Here is an 18,823-nt window from a genome sequence, read left to right as displayed (position 1 = left end):
CGGGTGACGGGCTGTCAGTACGTCACTTCTCGGCGAGCCGGCGGACGAGTGCCTCGTGCACGACGGGAGGCAGCAGGTGGGAGACGTCACCGCCCCAGGCGGCGACCTCCTTGACGAGGCTGGAGGAGAGGAAGCTGTAGGTGGGATTGGTCGGGACGAAGAGCGTCTCGACGCCGGAGAGGCCGTTGTTCATCTGGGCCATCTGCAGCTCGTAGTCGAAGTCGCTGACCGCCCGCAGGCCCTTGACGATGGCCGGGATGTCCCGCTGCTTGCAGAAGTCGACGAGCAGGCCGTGGTGGGACTCCACCTCGACGTTGCCGTAGTCGCTGGTGACGTCGCGGATCAGCTCGATCCGCTCGTCCACGGTGAACAGTCCCTGCTTGGACTGATTGATCATCACCGCGACATGTACGACGTCGTACAGCTTGGAGGCGCGGGCGATGATGTCGAGGTGTCCGTTGGTGATGGGGTCGAACGACCCCGGACAGACTGCTCGGCGCAACTGAAGTCCCTCGCTCTCCGGTCCGGTCATGGTGCGTCTTCGCACGTAGAGGCGGCGCGACCGTACCAAAGCGTTCCCTCGCCGTAGCGACGGGCCCGCACCGGTTCGAAGCCCTGCGGCCAGACGAATTCACCGCCTCTGGTGCTGCGCTCCACGGTGACGACGGCATCGTCCGCGAGCCAGCCCTCAGAGCGGAGTGTGAGCAGGATCTCGCGAAGATCATCGTCGGTGACGGCGTACGGCGGGTCGAGGAAGACCACGTCATAGGGGTCGCTCGGCGCCGGACCCGTCACGATCTGTTCCGCTTTGCCGGTACGGACCTCGGCACCCGGCAGTCCGAGCGTCCGGACGTTCTCCCGGACGATGCGGGCGGCGCGGGCGTCCGCCTCGACGAGCAGCGCGTGGGACGCACCGCGGGAGAGCGCCTCCAGGCCGACGGCGCCGGAGCCCGCGTACAGATCGGCGACCCTCAGTCCGGCCAGCGTGCCGAGGAGCGATTCCCAGCTGGAGAAGAGGCCCTCGCGAGCGCGGTCGGACGTGGGGCGGGTGCCGGTGCCGGGCGGGACGGCCAGGCGGCGTCCGCCGGCCGTACCGGCGATCACGCGGGTCATCTCAGTCCTCACTCGCAAGCGGCCGGGAGCTCGTGCCGGCCGGCCTGGCCAACATCCTCACGGACCAGTGTCTCAGCCCTTGTCGAGATACTGCTCGCGCTCCTTGTCCAGCAGGGCGTCCAGGGCCGTGCGCAGCTCGGGGAGCCGCTCCAGCTCCGGGTCCTCTCGGACGACCGTGACGGCCTCCTCGCGGGCGGCGGCGATGACCTCCTCGTCGTCGATGACGGTGAGCATCCGCAGCGAGGAGCGCACACCGGACTGGGCCTGGCCGAGGACGTCGCCCTCGCGGCGCTGTTCGAGGTCGATACGGGAGAGCTCGAAGCCGTCGAGGGTGGCGGCGACCGCGCCAAGCCGCGCCCTGGCCGGGGTCGCCTCGGGCATCTCGGTCACCAGCAGACACAGTCCGGGTGCGGAGCCACGGCCCACCCGGCCGCGGAGCTGGTGCAGCTGCGAGACGCCGAACCGGTCCGCGTCCATGATCACCATGGCGGTGGCGTTCGGGACGTTGACCCCGACCTCGATGACGGTGGTGGCGACCAGGACGTCCACCTCGCCCGCGGCGAAGCGGCGCATGACGGCGTCCTTGTCGTCGGGCGCCATCCGGCCGTGCAGGACCTCGACGCGCAGCCCGTCGAGTGCTCCGCGGGAGAGCTGTTCGGCGATCTCCAGGACGGCGAGCGGCGGCCTCTTCTCCGCCTCGTCCTCGGCCGACTTCTTCTTCGTCTTCTCGTCCTCGCCGTCGCCGATGCGGGGGCACACCACATAGGCCTGGTGCCCCTTGCCGACCTCTTCGCGGACCCGCTCCCAGGCGCGCGCCAGGAAGTGCGGCTTGTCCTGGGCCGGGACGACATGGGTGGCGATGGGTGAGCGGCCGGCGGGCAACTGGTCCAGTACGGAGGTCTCCAGGTCGCCGAAGACGGTCATGGCGACCGTCCGCGGGATCGGGGTCGCGGTCATCACCAGCAGATGCGGCGGCTGCTTCCCCTTGGAGCGCAGGGCGTCGCGCTGCTCCACACCGAAGCGGTGCTGCTCGTCGACCACGACGAGTCCGAGGTCGTGGAACTGCACCTTGTCCTCGATGAGCGCATGGGTGCCGATCACGATGCCAGCCTCGCCGGTCACCAGGTCGAGCAGCGCCTGCCGGCGGGCGGCGGCGCCCATCGAACCGGTCAGCAGCACGACCTTGGTGGCCTTCTCCGCGCTGCCGAGCATGCCGCCGTCGGCGAGCTCTCCCATCATCTCGACGACGGAGCGGTGGTGCTGCTGGGCGAGGACCTCGGTCGGCGCGAGCATCGCCGCCTGACCGCCGGTGTCCACCACGGTGAGCATGGCGCGCAGCGCGACCATGGTCTTGCCGGAGCCGACCTCGCCCTGGAGCAGCCGGTGCATCGGATGCTCGGTGGCCAGGTCGTCGAAGATCTCCTCGGTGACCTTGACCTGCCCGTCGGTGAGGGTGAAGGGCAGCTTGGCGTCGAACGCGTCGAGCAGCCCGCCGGGGACGGGCCGGCGGGCCACTGCGGGCAGTTGGGTCTCGGCGAAGCGGCGCCGGGCCAGCGCGACCTGGAGCACGAACGCCTCGTCCCACTTGAGCCGCTGCCGGGCGTCCTCGATGTCGGCCTTGGTGTGCGGCCGGTGGACCTTCAGCAGCGCCTCGGGCAGCGGGACGAAGCCGCGCCCCTCCCGCAGCGCCGGCGGCAGCGGATCGACCGCTTCCGGGGCGCTCGGCAGCACGGCGTCGACCGCCTTGGCGATCTTCCACGACTCCAGCCCCTTGCAGGCCGGGTAGATGGGGATGAGCGCGCCCGCCCAGGACTCGACGTCGGCGGAGTCGTCACCGCTGTCGGCGGCGAGCTTGGCGTACGTCGGGTGGGCCAGCTGGAGTTTGCGGTTGAAGACGGAGACCTTGCCCGCGAACATCGCCCGGCTGCCGGGCAGCAGTTCCTGGTGCGGCTTGTGCACGCCCCGGCCGAAGAAGACGAGCTGGAGCCGGCCGCTGCCGTCCGTGATGGTGATCTCCAGCCGCTTGCCGCGGCCGGCGTTGAAGGTGTGCACCCGGGCGTCGGCGACCTGCGCGACCACGGTGACGTCCTCGTCCAGCGGCAGCTCGGCGAGCCGGGTGAGCTGGCCGCGCTCCTCGTACCGCCGGGGGTAGTGGTGCAGCAGATCGCCGGTGGTGTGCAGGTCGAGCTGCTCGGCCATCACCTTCGCGGTGGCGGCTCCGAGCGTCTTCTTCAGGGGTTCGTCGAGCGCGGACACGCGATCCATTGCACACCACGGCACCGACAGACGTCGTGCACCTGTGGATAACCGCTGGTCACACCGGTGCCGTGGACCCTAGGATGGCGCGGTCTCCCCCGCCTTCCCCGCTGCTTGCCCACGCCGCGATCACCTTCGCCGGGATCGCCCGACCCGCGCCGCCGCTCGTCCCCCCACCGGCGCAGCGACGATGACTTCTGAGACCACGCGACCCACGTCCGAGACCACCCCGCACACCTTCCAGGTGGATCTGCGCGGCCTGGTGGATCTTCTCTCCCATCACCTCTATTCGAGCCCCAGGGTGTATCTGCGCGAACTGCTGCAGAACGCCGTGGACGCGATCACGGCCCGGCGGGCCGAGGAACCGGACGCGCCCACGCGGGTACGCCTCTTCGCCGAGGACGGGCGGCTGCGCGTCGAGGACTCCGGCATCGGTCTGACCGAGAGCGATGTGCACAGCCTGCTCGCCACGATCGGCCGCAGCTCCAAGCGCGCCGGCGCCGACGGCATCGCGTCCGCGCGCGCCGACTTCCTCGGCCAGTTCGGCATCGGGCTGCTCGCCTGTTTCGTCGTGGCGGCCGAGATCCGGGTGGTCAGCCGTTCGGCGCGGACTCCGGACGCGCCGCCCGTGGAGTGGTCGGCCCGTGACGACGGTTCGTACACCGTGCGCACGCTGCCGGACAGCGCGCGTCCCGAGCCGGGCACGACCGTGCATCTGACCGCCCGCCCGGGCAGCGGAGACTGGCTGACCGAGGAGCGGGTGCTGGCACTCGCCCGGGACTTCGGCTCGCTGCTGCCCTACGACGTACGGGTCGGGGACACCGCGGTCACCGATCTGCCCTCGCCCTGGGACCGCGCCCACCCGGGCCCGGCGGCCCGCCGGGTGGCTCTTGCGCGCCACTGCCACGAGCTGTTCGGCTTCACCCCGCTCGACTCGCTCGACCTGAACATCCCGCTCGCCGGGGTCCGCGGGGTCGCCTACGTCCTGCCCCAGGCCGTCAGCCCCGCCCAGCGTTCCGGTCACCGTGTGCATCTGAAGGGCATGCTGCTCACCGACCGGGCCGACGAACTCCTCCCGGACTGGGCCTTCTTCGTACGCTGCGTGATCGACACCGACTCGCTGCGGCCCACCGCGTCCCGCGAGTCGCTGTACGCCGACGAGACGCTGGCCGCCGTACGGGAGGCGCTCGGCGCCCGGATCAGGGAGTGGCTCACCGCTCTGGCGGCCGGTGATCCGGAGCGGCTTGCGCAGTTCCTGTCCGTCCACCACCTGGGTGTGAAGTCGCTCGCCAGGCACGACGGCGAGATGCTGCGCACCATGCTGCCGTGGCTGCCGTTCGAGACCACCGACGGCTCGCTCTCGCTGGAGGAGTTCGCCCGCCGGCATCCGGTGGTGCACTTCACGCGGACCGTGGAGGAGTACCGCCAGGTGGCGCCGATCGCGTCCGCGCAGGGCATCGGCGTCGTCAACGGCGGCTACACCTACGACACCGAACTGGTCGAGAAGCTCCCGTCGGTACGGCCCGGGACGGTTGTCGCCGAGCTGGACGCCGACACCGTCACCGCGCATCTCGACACCGTGGACCCGAACGCCGAACTCGCGCTGGCGGGCTTCCTGGCGGCGGCCCGCGCCAAGCTCGACCCGCTGGGCTGCGACGTGGCGCTGCGCGCCTTCCACCCGCTGACCGTGCCCGCGCTGCATCTGGACGACCGTGCGGCCCGGCATGAGCGCTCCCGCGCCGAGGCGGAGGAGCAGGCGGACGATCTGTGGGCCGGCATCCTCGGGTCGCTGCGCGGCAGCGCGCCGCGGGCCCGGCTGGTGCTGAACCACCTCAACCCCCTGATCCGCAGGATCAGTTCGCTCGATGACAGGGAACTCGCCGGAACGGCGACGGAGGCCCTGTACGGGCAGGCCCTGCTGATGGCCCAGCGGCCGCTGCGCCCGGCCGACTCCGCGCTGCTCAACCGCGCGTTCGTCGGCCTGCTCGAATGGGCCACCCACGACCAGGAGAACGGCCGATGAGCACCGACGTCACTTCCCTGCGGCAGGCCCTGGCCGACAACTACGAGGAGCCGGAGGGCCCGGCGCGCAACGCCCGCGCGGAGCGCATATTCGCCGGCATCGAGCAGTCGGGCGACACCGATCTGCTGATCGACGGCCTCAACCATCTGATGCAGGTCTACAACTACAGCTCCGAGGCGGACAAGATGTTCGTCCCCTTCGCGCGGCTGCTGCGCATGTGGGACGAACGGCCCGGGGACTTCGACGGACAGCAGACACACAGTCTCTTCTGGATGTTCAAGTGGGTCTCCAGCGGCATGATCGACCAGCCGCACATCCCGCTCGCCTCCATCGAGAAGTGGCAGGGCGAGATGGAGCACCGCTACCGGGTCGCCGGGCACTCCGAGCGTGCCGTGCGCCAGGGCGAGCTGCGGATCGCGCGCCATGTGGGCGACACGGAGCGCGCGGCGCGTGCGTACGCGGCCTGGCAGGCGGCGGACCGCGACAACAAGAGCGACTGCCGGGCCTGCGAGCTGCGGGCCCAGGGCTCGTACCTGGCGCACCGCGGCGACGACGCCGAGGCGCTGGAGGTCTGGCGGCCGGTGTACGAGGGCGAGTTCAGCTGTGCGCACGAGCCGCACGCGGTGCTCTCGTCCTCGTTGCTGCCCCTGCTGCGTCTCGGGCGGCAGGACCAGGCCCGCGCGCACCATCTGCGCGGCCACCGGCTGGTGCGCTCGATGGAGAGCATGCGCAGCGCCGTCGCCCAGCACGTCGAGTTCCTGGCGCTGACCGGCAACGAGGCACGCGGTCTGGAGATCCTCGCCGAGCGTCCGGCGTACTTCACCGACTCCGGGGAGCCGAGCAGCCTGATGGGCTATCTCGCGGTGACGGCGCTGCTCACCGACCGGCTCACCGCCCTCGGCCACGGAGAGCAGAGTCTCGCCGGACCGGGCGGCCGCGACTGGACGGCGCGCGAACTGGCCGTGCACGCCCGCAAGGAGGCTCTCGCCCTCGCGGCGCGGTTCGACGAGCGCAACAGCGGCTCCGAGGTGAGCCGCACGATCCGGGAACGGATGGATCAGGAACCGCTGCTGGAGCGGCTGCCGCTGGGGCTGCGGCCCTCCCGGCCCGTCCCGGCGCCGCGCCCGGCCCCGGTGCCCGCGCCCGCGGCCTCCCTCGACTCGCTGCTGGCCGAGGCGCGCGGCCTCTCGGAGGCGCAGCGCCCCGACTCGCTGGAGGCCTGGGCGGCCGTCGCCGCCGCGGCCGTGCGCGAGGGTGCCGAGCTCGGCGCGCGCGACCGAGCCGAGCTGGAGGAGCACCGGGGCCTGGACCGCACGGTGCCCCCCGCCGAGAGCGCCGCGCACTTCCGCGCCGCCGCGGACCTCTACGAGAGCGCGGGCGACCTCGGCCGGGCGCTGGCCGCACGGGCGAGGGCCGCCTACGCGCTCTGCCAGGACGAGCATTCCGAGGAGCGCTTCGACGAGGCGCTGGCCGAACTGGCCGGGCTCCGCGCCCGGATGCTCGCCCTTCATGCGGAAGGCGGCGCGAGCGCCCACCAGGTGAGCCGGGTGCTGCTGTGCCGCTGCCGCATCCTCAACGACCGGATCCACCTGTCCGAGGACACGGCGGCCGCGGTCGGTGCGCTGGAGGAGTCCGTACGGGAGCTGCTGGCCTTCGCCGAGCCGCACCGGGACGACGCGGGCGTCGGCACCACGCTCGGGGAGGCGCTCGGCTACCTCGGCAACATCACCGCCTTCGGGGGTGACGCACAGGAGGCCGCCGGGCTCTACGCCCGGGCCGCCGAGGCGTACATCGCCGCGGAACGCCCCTGGTACGCCGTCGAGGTCGAGACCCAGCTCGCGGGAGTAAGCCGGCATCTCGGCGACCCGGAGACGGCCGAGCGCGCCTCCCGCGCGGCCCTGGAGCACGCACGCGCCTATGCCGAAGCGGGCGGGCTGTGCCGGCTGCACCTCCAGCTCGTCGAGTCGCTCGCCGACAACGACAAGCTCGCCGAGGCCGCCGAGCACGCGCTGGAGGCGGCGCACTGGGCGGACGAGGCGGGCGAGAGCAAGGGCAACGGCGCGTACGCGCGGCACCGGCTCGGCGGCTTCCTGCTCCAGCTGGGGCGCGTCGACGAGAGCGCCGCGGTGCTGGAGGCCGTGCTGCCGGACCTGACGCCCGACGATCACGGCGACGGCATGATCGTGCAGACGCTGTGGTGGCTGGGCGACTGTCTGGCGACGCTGAACGAGGCGCGCGCGGCTGCCGAGCACTGGCTCAGGGCCGCGGACATCGCGCGCGGGTGGCCTGAGCAGCGCGACCACGCGATGCTCGCCAACCTGGCCGGCCAGGCGCTGTACCGGGCCGACCTCAACTCCGAGGCGGAGCTGGCCTATCAGCGGGCCGGCGAGCTGTGGCGGGAGCTGGGCGACGTCCACGCGTATGTGCGGACGCTGCGGGTGCGGGCCTGGATCGCCGTCCGTGAGGGCCAGGCCGGCCCGGCGGTGGCGCGCGAGCTGATGACGTCGGCGGCGCAGGCGTGCGAGACCGCCCTGGAAGGCGCCGACGACCGGGAGGCACGCGACGGGCTGCGCGCCGAACTGGCCGACACCCATCGGCAGACTGCGGAGCTGATCGCGTCCGCCATCGAGGGCGGACCGGGCGAGGACGACACCGACGGCTCGGCACGGGCCGCGTACACGGAGGCGGTGGAGTCCGCGGAGAAGGCGATCGCCGCGTTCACGGCGGCGGGCGAGCAGTACGCCGAGCAGCGGGCCCGGTCGGAGCTGCTGGCGGGCTGGCTGGAGGCGGACCTGGGCGCGGCCGACGCGGCGGAGGCCCGGGCCCGGGGCGTGCTGGCGCGGCACGACGCCGAGGGTGTGGGCGCGGATGCGCGGTCGCTGCTGGAGTACGTGGGCAGGGGGTGAACGGGGGCCTCCCGGCCGGGAGTGAGCCGGGGGCCCGGGCGGCGGGAACCTGAAACCGGGCCCCGCACCAGGCCCGGGCCTCGGGAACCTGAAGCCGGTCTTACAGCGGCCCCGGCCTCGCCCAGGGCGTTGCGCCCCGGGACCTTGAGGCTGCCTCACGGCGGCCCCGGCCTCGCCCCTGGCGTTGAGGCCGGTCGCACGGCGGGGCCGGCCCCGGGGCCGGGGGTACTCCCTCCGGCCCCGGCCGGCCGCTCCGCCTACTCCACGCCGATCAGCAGCGGTGTCGAGCCCCGCCCACCGCGGTAGAGCACGGTGTCCACGGCCAAGTGCGTGTCCCTGACGTGACGTTCCAGCTTCGCGGCCACCTCGTCGCCGTCGGCGACGCCCTCCCCCAGCACCAGCGTCACCAGTTCGCCGCCGGCCGCCAGCATCCGGTCCAGCACGGTCGTCGCCGTGGTCATGAGGTCGGTGCCGATCACCGCCACGTCTCCGTCGATCAGACCGAGCACATCGCCCTCCTGACACACGCCGGCCGTCGTCCACGACTGCCGCTCGGCCACCGTGACTTCGGCGTAGCGCGTCGCTCCGGCGGCCGCCGTCATCGCGACCACGTCCTCGTCGAAGCGCCGGTCCGGCTCGTGCACCGCCAATGCGGCGATTCCCTGGACGGCCGCGCGCGTGGGGACGAGAGCGACCCGGACGCCCTCCGTCCTGGCCTGTTCGGCGGCGGCGGCCGCCGTGTGCCGCAGATCGGCGGAGTTCGGCATGAGGACGACCTCGCGGGCGTGCGCGCGCCGGATGGCGTCGACCAGTTCGCCGCTGACGGGCGGCTCCCCCGGCCGTGCGAGCACCGTCGTCGCGCCCGCCTCGGCGCACAGCCCGGCGAGCCCCTCGCCGGAGACGACCACCACCACCGCCCGTTGCACCTGCTCCCGTACGGGGGCCGCAGCCAGGTCGAAGTGCGTGATGCGGATCCGGTAGGGCCGCCCCGCCTCGACACCGGCCTCCACGGCGGCACCAGCGTCATCGACATGGACGTGGACGTTCCACAGCCCGTCGCCGCCGACGACGACCAGGGAATCGCCGAGGGCGTCCAGCCGGGTCCGCAGGCGCGCCACGGCCTCGTCCTCCGCCTCCAGCAGATAGATCACCTCGAACGCGGGCCCGCCGTCGTCGGCACAGGGCTGCGCCGCGGCGCCGGGACCCGCGGGATCCGGCCGTACGTGCGCCAGCGGCGGCGGAACCGGGGCCTCGCCCGACACCGCCTCGACCAGCGCGCCCAGCACCGCGAGGAGTCCACGCCCGCCGGCGTCCACGACTCCCGCACGGCTGAGCACGTCGAGTTGTCCGGGCGTCGCGTCCAGCGCGGCCCGTGCCCCCTCGTAGGCCGCTCTCGCGGCATCCTCGGGGGCGCTCTCCGCGGCTTCCGCGGCCGCCGCGGCCACGCTCAGGATCGTTCCTTCGACAGGGTGCGCGACAGCCTCACGGGCGAGCGCGGAAGCCCGGCGCAGGGCGCCCGCCAGGTGGTCCCCGTCGCAGAGCCGCTCCGCCATGCCCCGCAGCAGCTGCGCCAGGATGGTGCCGGAGTTCCCGCGGGCCCCGATCAGCGCTCCGTGCGCCATGGAGCGGACCGCGTCGGACGCCGCGGGGGCCGAGGACCCCGTCTCGTGCGCCGCGAAGACGGCCTCGACCGCCTGGGCCGCCGACTCGAGGGTCAGATAGAGATTGGTGCCGGTGTCCCCGTCCGCGACGGGGTAGACGTTGATCGCGTCGATCTCCTCGCGCTCCCGGCCCAGTGCCTCCAGCGCCCGTGAGCACCAGATGCGTACCGAGGCGGCGTCGAGGGTCTGCGGCACCTGGTGATCCTCCTTGAGCGGCGGGTTGCACCGCAGAGTAGACCCCGGTGGGAGCGGGGGCCGGGGAGGGGGCGGGGCGAACCGTGGTAGTTTCGTATCTCGGACGCAGTCGTTGTATGCTGCTCCGGTTGCCCGATGAAAGTCGGGCCATTCCCCCGGCAAAGCCACCGAATCAGATCACTGATTTCCGGCCGCCGGAATTCACTGTAAGTGCATCTGAAGTCTTTGGAGTGACCCGTGGCTGCCAACTGCGACGTCTGCGGCAAGGGGCCGGGCTTCGGCAACAACATTTCGCACTCGCACCGCCGTACGTCTCGTCGCTGGAACCCGAACATCCAGCGTGTGCGTGCCGTGGTCGGTCGGACGCCGAAGCGGCTCAACGTCTGCACCTCGTGCATCAAGGCCGGCAAGGTCTCGCGCTAACCGCGACGTTTCGTCGTAGCGCAGCCCCTGCGGTTGCCTTGAAAAGCCGGTCCACATCAGTGGACCGGCTTTTTGCCGTACCGCCGTGCTGTCGTGCTGTTGTCGTGCTGTCGTCCTGCCCGACCGCGCCACCCCGCCGCGGCCGACGGAGCGTGCACGGCCGTGCTGACACACGGCCGCGCCGTACCGGGCAGTCGCCCCCGCTACCGCTGACGCCAGGCGTGATCCACCGGGCCGATGCCCCCGCCCAGGGCGAACCCCGCCGCGATCGCGCCCGTGACGTACTCCTTCGCGGCCACTGCCGCCTCCGGGACGGTGAGCCCCTTCGCCAGCCCCGCGGCCACGGCGGAGGCGAGCGTGCAGCCGGTCCCGTGCGTGTGCCGGTTGTCGAGCCGGGGCGCGCGCAGCCAGTGCTCCTCGGTCCCGTCCGTGAGCAGGTCCACGGCGTCGCCGGAAAGATGCCCGCCCTTGATCAGCGCCCAGCGCGGGCCGAAGCGGAGCACGGCGTCCGCGGCCCGGCGCATCCCGGCCTCGTCCGTCACCTCCAGGCCCGTGAGCTGGGTCACCTCGTCCAGATTCGGTGTGGCCACGGTGGCGACCGGCAGCAGCTTCGTGCGGACCGAGTCCAGCGCCGAGGCCGCGAGCAGCGAGTCGCCGTGCTTGGAGACCCCCACCGGGTCGACGACGACGGGCGCGTCGGTGCCGGCCAGCAGTTCGGCCACGGCCTCCACCAGTGGCGCGGACGCCAGCATGCCGGTCTTCACGGCCTGGACGCCGATGTCGTCGACGACGCTGCGGTACTGGGCCCGTATCGCCTCGACGGGGAGCTCCCACGCGCCCTGCACACCCAGCGAGTTCTGCGCGGTGACCGCGGTGATCACGCTCATGCCGTGGGTGCCGAGCGCCATCATGGTCTTCAGATCGGCCTGGATCCCCGCGCCGCCGCCCGAGTCGGAGCCGGCGACGGTCAGGACGCGCACCGGCGTCACGAGTCCTCCCCGAAGTGGTCCCAGCCGCTCTTGCTGTGCCAGGGCAGACCGTCCACGGTCACCTGGGGCAGCGCCGACGGGTTGAGCACCTCGCCGATCACCTTCCAGCGGGCGGGCAGCTTCACGTCGGACGGGAAGGTCGCGACGATGGCGTGGTCTTCGCCCCCGGTGAGCACCCACTGCAACGGGTCGACGCCGACGGCCTGGCCGATGTCGTTCATCTGGCTCGGGATGTCGATGGAGCCCGAACGCAGGTCGATCCGGACCTTGCTCGCCTCCGCGATGTGTCCGAGGTCGGCGACGAGTCCGTCGCTGACGTCGCACATGGCGGTGGCACCGAGACCGGCCGCGGCGGGACCCGCGTGGTACGGCGGTTCGGGGCGCCGGTGCGCCTCGACGAACGCGCGCGGGGAGCGGAACCCGCGCGAGAGGACCGCGTGCCCGGCGGCCGACCAGCCCAACCAGCCGGTGTACGCGACGACATCGCCGGGCCGTGCGCCGCCCCGGGTCACCGGCTCGTGGTTGCGCAGATCGCCGAGCGCCGTGATGGCGAGGGTGATCACATCGCCGCGGACGACGTCGCCGCCGACGACCGAGGCTCCCGCGACCTGGCACTCGTCACGGATGCCGTCCATCAGCTCGGTGGCCCAGGTGACGGGGAGTTCGGCGGGGACGACCAGCCCGAGCAGCAGCGCGGTGGGGACCGCGCCCATGGCCGCGATGTCGGCCAGATTCTGTGCGGCGGCCTTGCGGCCCACGTCGTACGCCGTCGACCAGTCTCGGCGGAAGTGCCGCCCCTCCAGCAGGATGTCCGTGCTCGCCACGACACGGCGGTCGGGCGCGGCCACGACCGCCGCGTCGTCTCCCGGTCCGATGCGGACCGCTGGGGTGGAGGTGAGCCGGGAGGTGAGCTCTCTGATGAGCCCGAACTCCCCCAACTCGCCCACAGTGCCCTTCACCGAGTCTCACCTCTCCGTCGTGCTGCCGGAACGTCCGGCAGAGCCGCTTCCTTGCGGTCGCGAGCGGTCTTGGCGGTGGGTACCGTCAAGAGATACGTCAACTTCTGCTTTTCCTGCGCCACGCTGCGGGTGCCACCCGGCGCGCGGGTCTCCCCGCGCCCCATCACGACGCGATACCGTGGCGTCCCTTCTCTCCCCCGGCATCTCCCCACCGAAGGTAGGGGAAACGATCCCCGGGCCGTTCTGGAGGTTCCGTGGTACAGGCGTACATCCTCATTCAGACCGAGGTGGGCAAGGCGTCGACCGTCGCCGAGACCATCGGGAAGATTCCCGGAGTGATTCAGGCCGAGGACGTCACAGGCCCCTACGACGTGATCGTGCGTGCGCAGGCCGACACGGTCGACGATCTCGGTCGCATGGTGGTCGCCAAGGTCCAGCAAGTGGACGGCATCACCCGAACCCTGACCTGCCCGGTCGTGCACCTGTAGCCCCCGTCTACGCTTGGCCGGTGACGTCTGCCCACCGGTCCCTCCGTCTGTTCGCCGCCGCGGCGGCGTTCCTCGCCGCCGCAGGCTGCTCCACCACGGACGCGGCGGCGCCGGTGGCGGTTCCCAGCCCCCCGCCCGAGGAAGCGGCCCTGTGCGGTGCGCTGCACAAGGAGCTGCCGAAGACCGTCGCCGGGCAGCGCCGTACCGGCACCGAACCGGACTCCGAACTGACCGCCGGCTGGGGCGACGCCGCGATCGTACTGCGCTGCGGTGTCCCCCGGCCGGAGAAGATGAGCGACGCCCAGTCGCAGGCCGTCGACGCGAACGGGGTCAACTGGCTGCTGGAGCAGCGGGCCGACGGTCCGCGGTTCACCACCACGTACCGCAAGACCTATGTGGAGGTCACGATGGACGAGCGGTACGCGCACGACGTCACCCCGCTCGCCGAGCTGGCCGGCGCCGTCAAGAAGACGGTGCCGGCCACACTCGAAGTCCCCTAGGACCTGTCCCGGGGGAGGAAGCGTTCCCTAGCGCAGTCCGGTGGACCGGCGCAGTGCCGCCTGGATCAGCAGGTCGACGAGCTCGGGGTAGCTGACCCCGCTCTCCTGCCACATCCGCGGGTACATGGAGATCGGCGTGAAGCCGGGCATCGTGTTGATCTCGTTGATGACGAACTCCCCGTCCTTGGTGAGGAAGAAGTCCGCGCGCACCAGACCCTCGCAGGACGCGGCGTCGAAGGCCTCCACGGCGAGCCGGCGCACCTCGGCGGTCTGCTCCTCGGTGAGCGGGGCGGGCACGATCCCGGACGCCGAGTCGATGTACTTGGCCTCGAAGTCGTAGAAGTCGTGGCTGCTGACGGGCGGGATCTCGGCCGGCGCGCTGGCACGCGGACCGTCGGCGAACTCCAGCACACCGCACTCGATCTCGCGGCCGCGCAGCAGGGCCTCCACCAGGATCTTGGGGTCGTGGCGCTGCGCCTCGGCGATCGCCTCGTCGAGGCCCGCGAGGCCGTCGACCTTGGTGATGCCGATCGACGAACCGGCGCGCGCGGGCTTGATGAACAGCGGCCAGCCGTGCTCACCGGCGAAGTCGATGATCTTCTTACGGGCCGCGGCGGGGTCGAGCTTCCACTCGCGAGGGCGGATCACCTCGTACGGACCGACGGGCAGTCCGAAGGAGACGAAGACCCGCTTCATGTACTCCTTGTCCTGGCCCACCGCGGAGGCGAGGACACCGGCGCCGACATAGGGGACGCCGGCGAGTTCGAGCAGTCCCTGGAGGGTGCCGTCCTCGCCGTACGGGCCGTGCAGCACCGGGAAGACGACGTCGACCTCGCCGAGCGCCTTGGGCACGGCGCCGGGTTCGCTGTACACGACCTCGCGGTTCGCCGGGTCGACGGAGAGCACGACGCCGCCCTCGGTCGAATCGGCCAGCTGCTCCACGCTCGGCGTACGACGATCGGTGATCGCCATGCGGTCGGGCTCGTCGGCGGTGAGCGCCCACCGGCCGTCCGCGGTGATGCCGATGGGCAGTACGTCGTACTTCGTCCGGTCGATGGACCTCAGCACGGCTCCGGCGGTGACCACGGAGATCCCGTGTTCGGAGCTGCGGCCGCCGAAGACGACAGCCACACGCGGCTTGCGGAGCGGCTGCTCCGGGCTCTGGGGGAGGTTCTCGGTGCTCATATCGCGTTGAGACTACCGTGCGCACCCGGCGCGGTGGAGTGCAGGCACAGCGCGTGCCGGGTCAGTGGCGCTCGGGCTTCGCGCTGCGCGACATCAGCTCCTTGAGGGCCACCACCGGCGGCTTGCCCTCGTGGACGATGCCGACGACGGTCTCGGTGATCGGCATGTCGACGCCGTGCCTGCGGGCCAGATCCAGCACCGACTCACAGGACTTGACGCCCTCGGCGGTCTGCCGGGTGACCGCGATGGTCTCCTGGAGCGTCATGCCCTTGCCGAGGTTGGTGCCGAAGGTGTGGTTGCGCGAGAGCGGCGAGGAGCAGGTGGCCACCAGGTCGCCCAGCCCGGCGAGGCCGGAGAAGGTGAGCGCGTCCGCGCCCATGGCGAGTCCGAGGCGGGTGGTCTCGGCGAGGCCGCGGGTGATGAGGGAGCCCTTGGCGTTGTCGCCGAGGCCCATGCCGTCCGCGATGCCGACGGCGAGGCCGATGACGTTCTTCACGGCGCCGCCGAGCTCACAGCCGACGACGTCGGTGTTGGTGTACGGGCGGAAGTAGGGGGTGTGGGCGGCCGCCTGGAGGCGCTGGGCGACGGCTTCGTCCCGGCATGCGACGACGGCCGCGGCAGGACGGCGCTGGGCGATCTCCTTGGCGAGGTTGGGCCCGGTGATCACGGCCACGCGGTCGGAGGGAACCCCCGCGACCTCCTCGATGACCTCGCTCATCCGCTTGGCACTGCCGAGTTCGATGCCCTTCATCAGGGAGACGAGCACGGTGTCCGACGGCAGCTTCGGCGCCCACGCCGCCAGGTTGGCGCGCAGCGTCTGGGACGGAACGGCCAGCACGGTGAAGTCCGCGCCGTGCAGTGCTTCGGCGGGGTCGGTGGTGGCCCGCAGCGTCGGGGGAAGTTCGATGCCCGGCAGATAGTCGGGGTTGGTCCGGGTGGTGTTGACGGCGTCGACGAGTTCGGCGCGGCGGCCCCAGAGGGTCACATCGCACCCGGCGTCCGCGAGCACCATGCCGAAGGCCGTGCCCCACGAGCCCGTTCCGAAGACGGCCGCCTTGGCGGGGTGTGTCACTTGGTGCCCTCCTCGGCGGCCTTGCGGCGCTGCTCCGCGCGCATTTCGCGCAGATCGAACGGTTTGCCGGGGGACTGCTCGCCGCGCAGCTCCTCCAGCAGTTCGGTGATCGCGGCCATGATGACCTCGGTCGCCTCCTTCAGTACCTCGGGCGTCGGCTCCTGGTGGTAGAACCGGTCGAGGTCGACCGGCGGACCGGCCTTCACCTGCAGCGTCTTGCGCGGAAACAGCCGGAGCCGGTTCCCCTTGGCGTACGGCGGCATCGCCAAGTTGGCGCCCCACTGGGCGACCGGGATGACGGGTGCGTGCGTCATCATGGCCGCCCGCGCGACTCCGGTCTTCGCGGTCATCGGCCACTGCCCGGGGTCCCGGGTGAGAGTGCCCTCCGGGTAGAAGGCGACGCATTCACCGGCCTCGATGGCCTCGACGGCGGCCCGGAAGGCACCGAAGGCGTTGGAGGACTCGCGGTAGACGGGAATCTGCCCGGTGCCCTTCAGGAGGATCCCCACGCCGGGCGCCTTGAAGAGCGCCGCCTTGGCGAGGAATCGGGGCACACGTCCGCTGTTGTACTGGAAGTGGCCATAGGAAAACATGTCCAGATACGAGTTGTGATTCACAGCGGTGATGAATCCGCCCGCGGCGGGAATGTGTTCCATTCCCTGCCAGTCCCGCTTGAACAGAACCAACAGCGGCGGTTTAGCGATGACCGCCGCCAGGCGGTACCAGAAGCCGATTCTACGGCGGGACACGCGAGCACCTTCCTCTACTGCCGGGCCACTGCCCGGCTGCTGGGGGTCAAGTGTCGCCCCAGGCCCCTGGTCTGTCGAGAACACCGTACGCCCCGGTCACCGGGCCGGTCGTCCGCCCCTTCGCGGGGCCACGACACAATGGGTTGCGATGCACATGGACGATGAGCGTGCCACCAACTGCGACCCGACGGACCGCTGGTCCCTGGTCGTCCCGCTGAAACGGCTCGCGGAGGCGAAGAGCAGGCTCGCGGCCGCTGCCGACGACAGCCTGCGCCCGCATCTGGCGCTCGCCTTCGCGGAGGACACCGTCGCAGCGGCCCTGGCCTGCCCGTCGGTACGGAATGTGGCCGTTGTCACGGACGATCCCGCGGCATCGTTCCGGCTCGCCGCGCTGGGCGCGCGGATCGTGCCGGACACCCCGTCGGCAGGTCTCAACGCGGCGCTGACGCACGGCGCGGAAGAGGTCCGCCGCCTGTGTCCGGGCGCCGCGGTGGCCGTCCTCAACGCCGATCTGCCCGCGCTGCGTCCTCAGGAATTGGCACGAGTACTCGCGTACGCATCGGGATTTCCCCGGGCATTTCTGACGGATAGGGCCGGGGTCGGCACCACATTGCTCTCGGCGGCCGCGGGCACCGAATTGCGACCCGGTTTCGGAGGGCGATCACGGCGCAGGCATTTGGCGTCGGGAGCCGTGGAAATCCCGCTCGCCGGAGTCGATTCGGTACGTCAGGACGTGGACACCGCGGAAGATCTGGCGGCGGCACTGGCCCTGGAGGTCGGCCCGCGGACGGCCGAGCGCCTCGCGATGGCCGACCGCGACGCGGACGGGGCACGGCCCGCCGGAGGCGTGCACTGAGTTGTCCCGTCATCCCCGGCTTCCCGCCCGGACCGGGCACCGCCTGCCGGGAGCGGCGCCAAGGGCTGTCCCGTAATCCCCAGCGGGCGCTCGACGACAGCCACGGCACTCCCCCAGGCTCTTCGAGCAGGGGACCCCCGCGCCGCGTTGTCGGATCGCCCGAATACGCCCAGTATGAGGACGCCCTCCCCCAGCCTCCGGCGGGGGCGCCCCACCGCCTTGCGATGCACCGCATACGACGTCGCGCGCTTGATCCACCGGGGATTCCCGGGACAGCCCTTAGGCTGGCCGTATGCAGGCAACCTCGTACACCTACGACGCTTTGACCCGCAGCGGGAGCGTGCTCCTCGACGACGGCACGCCGGTCGAGTTCGACGCCGCGGCCTTCGACGCCGGCGGTCTGCGGCTGCTGAGGCCGGGCCAGCGGGTGCGCATCGAGACCGAGGGCGAGGGCGACGCCCGCAGGATCACGCTGGTGACGCTGCAGACTCTCTGACGGGCCGAGTCGGGCCGAACGGTTCGACGACGGGACGAGGACGGCGACGGGAAGCCGTTCACCAGGCGCGGGGTTCGCCGGCATCCGGTGGGCATCTGTGCCGGAACACGCCGCGGGCCGGGCTCCCCCAGAGGAGCCCGGCCCGGCGCGTGAGTGGCCCTGCGACCTTGTGCCGCTTACCTCTTCCTGGCAGTGGCCTTCTTGGCGGCGGTCTTGCGCGCCGTCGCCTTCCTGGCCGGCGCCTTCTTCGCGGTGGCCTTCTTGGCCGGCGCGGTCTTCTTGGCGGCCGCCTTCTTGGTGGTCGTCTTCTTGGCCGTGGTCTTCTTGGCGGTCGCCGTCTTCTTGGCGGCCGTCGTCTTCTTGGCCGCGGTCTTCTTGGTCGCGGTCTTCTTCGCGGCGGTCTTCTTCGCCGTGGCCTTCGTCGCCGTGGCCTTCTTGGCGGTGGCCTTCTTGGCCGCGGCCTTGGTGGTCGTGCGGGTGGAAGGACCGCCCGAGAGGCTGCCCTTGGGCGCCTTCTTGACCGAGACCTCGCCGCCGCGCGGGAGCTTCTTCGAGCCGCTGACCAGGTCCTTGAAGCCCTGACCGGCACGGAAGCGCGGAACAGAGGTCTTCTTCACCCGGACCCGCTCCCCGGTCTGCGGGTTGCGGGCGTAGCGGGCGGGGCGGTCGACCTTCTCGAACGAGCCGAAACCGGTGACCGAGACACGGTCGCCGCCGACAACTGCGCGGACGATCGCGTCAAGTACCGCGTCGACAGCCTCGGCGGCCTGCTGACGGCCACCGACCTTGTCGGCAATCGTTTCTACGAGCTGCGCCTTGTTCACGTCTTCCCCTTCGGAGACATTGCCGGAACGAATGCGTCCAGGCTTTTTCGCACGTTAGGCAGATATATACCGCAAATCAAACACGAAACGGGCTAATCACCCTAGTGCCGCAACGAAGTGCTCCGCTG

17 protein-coding genes are annotated in these 18,823 nt (G+C 71.6%); 7 read left to right on the top strand and 10 right to left on the bottom strand.

The genetic code is table 11. The annotated features are described in order from the left end of the window. Positions 1–22 precede the first annotated feature (22 nt). The 3 genes from coaD to recG all read right to left on the bottom strand — a co-directional run bounded on the left by coaD (position 23) and on the right by recG (position 3,378). Positions 23–502, bottom strand: a complete 480-nt coding sequence (gene coaD, locus ACFWU3_RS12045; protein ID WP_384435240.1) for a pantetheine-phosphate adenylyltransferase — start codon at positions 500–502, stop codon at positions 23–25. 26 nt (positions 503–528) lie between these two features. Continuing rightward, entirely contained in the window at positions 529–1,113 is a 585-nt protein-coding gene (gene rsmD / locus ACFWU3_RS12040) for a 16S rRNA (guanine(966)-N(2))-methyltransferase RsmD (protein ID WP_384434903.1), read from the bottom strand. 72 nt (positions 1,114–1,185) lie between these two features. Next, positions 1,186–3,378, bottom strand: coding sequence for an ATP-dependent DNA helicase RecG (recG, locus tag ACFWU3_RS12035; RefSeq protein WP_384434900.1), 2,193 nt, complete (start codon positions 3,376–3,378; stop codon positions 1,186–1,188). Positions 3,379–3,559: 181 nt separating this feature from the next. On the opposite strand from recG, the gene ACFWU3_RS12030 reads away from it, so the two are divergent. Both ACFWU3_RS12030 and ACFWU3_RS12025 read left to right on the top strand, forming a co-directional pair. Beyond that, positions 3,560–5,392, top strand: coding sequence for an HSP90 family protein (locus ACFWU3_RS12030; RefSeq protein WP_384434897.1), 1,833 nt, complete (start codon positions 3,560–3,562; stop codon positions 5,390–5,392). Further along, on the top strand, positions 5,389–8,298 hold the full coding sequence (locus ACFWU3_RS12025; RefSeq protein ID WP_384434894.1) for a tetratricopeptide repeat protein: 2,910 nt from the start codon (positions 5,389–5,391) through the stop codon (positions 8,296–8,298). The genes ACFWU3_RS12030 and ACFWU3_RS12025 overlap by 4 nt, the downstream gene beginning before the upstream one ends. A 257-nt stretch (positions 8,299–8,555) precedes the next feature. Here the strand turns inward: ACFWU3_RS12025 and ACFWU3_RS12020 are convergent, their stop codons facing one another. Further along, a complete protein-coding gene (locus ACFWU3_RS12020) occupies positions 8,556–10,154 on the bottom strand; it encodes a DAK2 domain-containing protein (RefSeq protein WP_384434891.1) in 1,599 nt (532 codons plus the stop codon). Between the two features lie 237 nt (positions 10,155–10,391). On the opposite strand from ACFWU3_RS12020, the gene rpmB reads away from it, so the two are divergent. Next, entirely contained in the window at positions 10,392–10,577 is a 186-nt protein-coding gene (gene rpmB, locus ACFWU3_RS12015) for a 50S ribosomal protein L28 (RefSeq protein WP_003957616.1), read from the top strand. A 203-nt stretch (positions 10,578–10,780) separates the two neighbouring features. Here the strand turns inward: rpmB and thiD are convergent, their stop codons facing one another. Together thiD and ACFWU3_RS12005 are read right to left on the bottom strand one after the other, a co-directional pair. Further along, positions 10,781–11,566, bottom strand: a complete 786-nt coding sequence (thiD, locus tag ACFWU3_RS12010) for a bifunctional hydroxymethylpyrimidine kinase/phosphomethylpyrimidine kinase (RefSeq protein ID WP_384434888.1) — start codon at positions 11,564–11,566, stop codon at positions 10,781–10,783. Next, positions 11,563–12,525, bottom strand: coding sequence for a thiamine-phosphate kinase (locus ACFWU3_RS12005; RefSeq protein WP_313943871.1), 963 nt, complete (start codon positions 12,523–12,525; stop codon positions 11,563–11,565). Before ACFWU3_RS12005 ends, thiD begins: the two co-directional genes overlap by 4 nt. A 254-nt stretch (positions 12,526–12,779) precedes the next feature. Here ACFWU3_RS12005 and ACFWU3_RS12000 point away from each other — a divergent pair, with 254 nt between their 5' ends. Together ACFWU3_RS12000 and ACFWU3_RS11995 are read left to right on the top strand one after the other, a co-directional pair. Then, on the top strand, positions 12,780–13,013 hold the full coding sequence (locus ACFWU3_RS12000; protein ID WP_029384521.1) for an Lrp/AsnC family transcriptional regulator: 234 nt from the start codon (positions 12,780–12,782) through the stop codon (positions 13,011–13,013). A gap of 20 nt (positions 13,014–13,033) precedes the next feature. Continuing rightward, on the top strand, positions 13,034–13,513 hold the full coding sequence (locus ACFWU3_RS11995; protein ID WP_384434883.1) for a DUF3515 domain-containing protein: 480 nt from the start codon (positions 13,034–13,036) through the stop codon (positions 13,511–13,513). Positions 13,514–13,540: 27 nt separating this feature from the next. Here the strand turns inward: ACFWU3_RS11995 and ACFWU3_RS11990 are convergent, their stop codons facing one another. From ACFWU3_RS11990 to ACFWU3_RS11980, 3 genes are all read right to left on the bottom strand, one after another. Then, on the bottom strand, positions 13,541–14,698 hold the full coding sequence (locus ACFWU3_RS11990; protein WP_384434880.1) for a D-alanine--D-alanine ligase family protein: 1,158 nt from the start codon (positions 14,696–14,698) through the stop codon (positions 13,541–13,543). Positions 14,699–14,759: 61 nt separating this feature from the next. Next, positions 14,760–15,770, bottom strand: a complete 1,011-nt coding sequence (locus ACFWU3_RS11985) for an NAD(P)H-dependent glycerol-3-phosphate dehydrogenase (RefSeq protein ID WP_384434877.1) — start codon at positions 15,768–15,770, stop codon at positions 14,760–14,762. Then, entirely contained in the window at positions 15,767–16,519 is a 753-nt protein-coding gene (locus tag ACFWU3_RS11980; protein WP_384434874.1) for a lysophospholipid acyltransferase family protein, read from the bottom strand. Before ACFWU3_RS11980 ends, ACFWU3_RS11985 begins: the two co-directional genes overlap by 4 nt. 148 nt (positions 16,520–16,667) lie before the next feature. Between ACFWU3_RS11980 and cofC the strand changes: the two genes are divergently transcribed. Continuing rightward, the gene (cofC, locus tag ACFWU3_RS11975) at positions 16,668–17,375 is read left to right on the top strand and encodes a 2-phospho-L-lactate guanylyltransferase (protein ID WP_384434871.1); all 708 of its coding nucleotides are present in this window, start codon (positions 16,668–16,670) and stop codon (positions 17,373–17,375) included. Between the two features lie 292 nt (positions 17,376–17,667). Then, positions 17,668–17,871, top strand: coding sequence for a hypothetical protein (locus tag ACFWU3_RS11970; protein ID WP_313943877.1), 204 nt, complete (start codon positions 17,668–17,670; stop codon positions 17,869–17,871). A gap of 176 nt (positions 17,872–18,047) precedes the next feature. Here ACFWU3_RS11970 and ACFWU3_RS11965 read toward each other — a convergent pair whose 3' ends face one another. Next, positions 18,048–18,695 (bottom strand): HU family DNA-binding protein, encoded by a 648-nt coding sequence (locus tag ACFWU3_RS11965; protein ID WP_384434867.1) that lies wholly within the window; start codon positions 18,693–18,695, stop codon positions 18,048–18,050. Positions 18,696–18,823 lie beyond the last annotated feature (128 nt).

The organism is Streptomyces sp. NPDC058685 (genome assembly GCF_042714725.1).
Taxonomy (GTDB): Bacteria; Actinomycetota; Actinomycetes; order Streptomycetales; family Streptomycetaceae; genus Streptomyces.
This window is presented reverse-complemented; position numbering and strand designations above follow the sequence as displayed.

Bases quoted from the DNA above. Each gene is read 5' to 3' on its own strand.
- ACFWU3_RS11990 (WP_384434880.1), bottom strand. From the start codon at position 14,698: ATGAGCACCGAGAACCTCCCCCAGAGCCCGGAGCAGCCGCTCCGCAAG.
- ACFWU3_RS11970 (WP_313943877.1), top strand. From the start codon at position 17,668: ATGCAGGCAACCTCGTACACCTACGACGCTTTGACCCGCAGCGGGAGC.
- recG (WP_384434900.1), bottom strand. From the start codon at position 3,378: ATGGATCGCGTGTCCGCGCTCGACGAACCCCTGAAGAAGACGCTCGGA.
- rsmD (WP_384434903.1), bottom strand. From the start codon at position 1,113: ATGACCCGCGTGATCGCCGGTACGGCCGGCGGACGCCGCCTGGCCGTC.
- ACFWU3_RS12025 (WP_384434894.1), top strand. From the start codon at position 5,389: ATGAGCACCGACGTCACTTCCCTGCGGCAGGCCCTGGCCGACAACTAC.
- cofC (WP_384434871.1), top strand. From the start codon at position 16,668: ATGCACATGGACGATGAGCGTGCCACCAACTGCGACCCGACGGACCGC.
- ACFWU3_RS12030 (WP_384434897.1), top strand. From the start codon at position 3,560: ATGACTTCTGAGACCACGCGACCCACGTCCGAGACCACCCCGCACACC.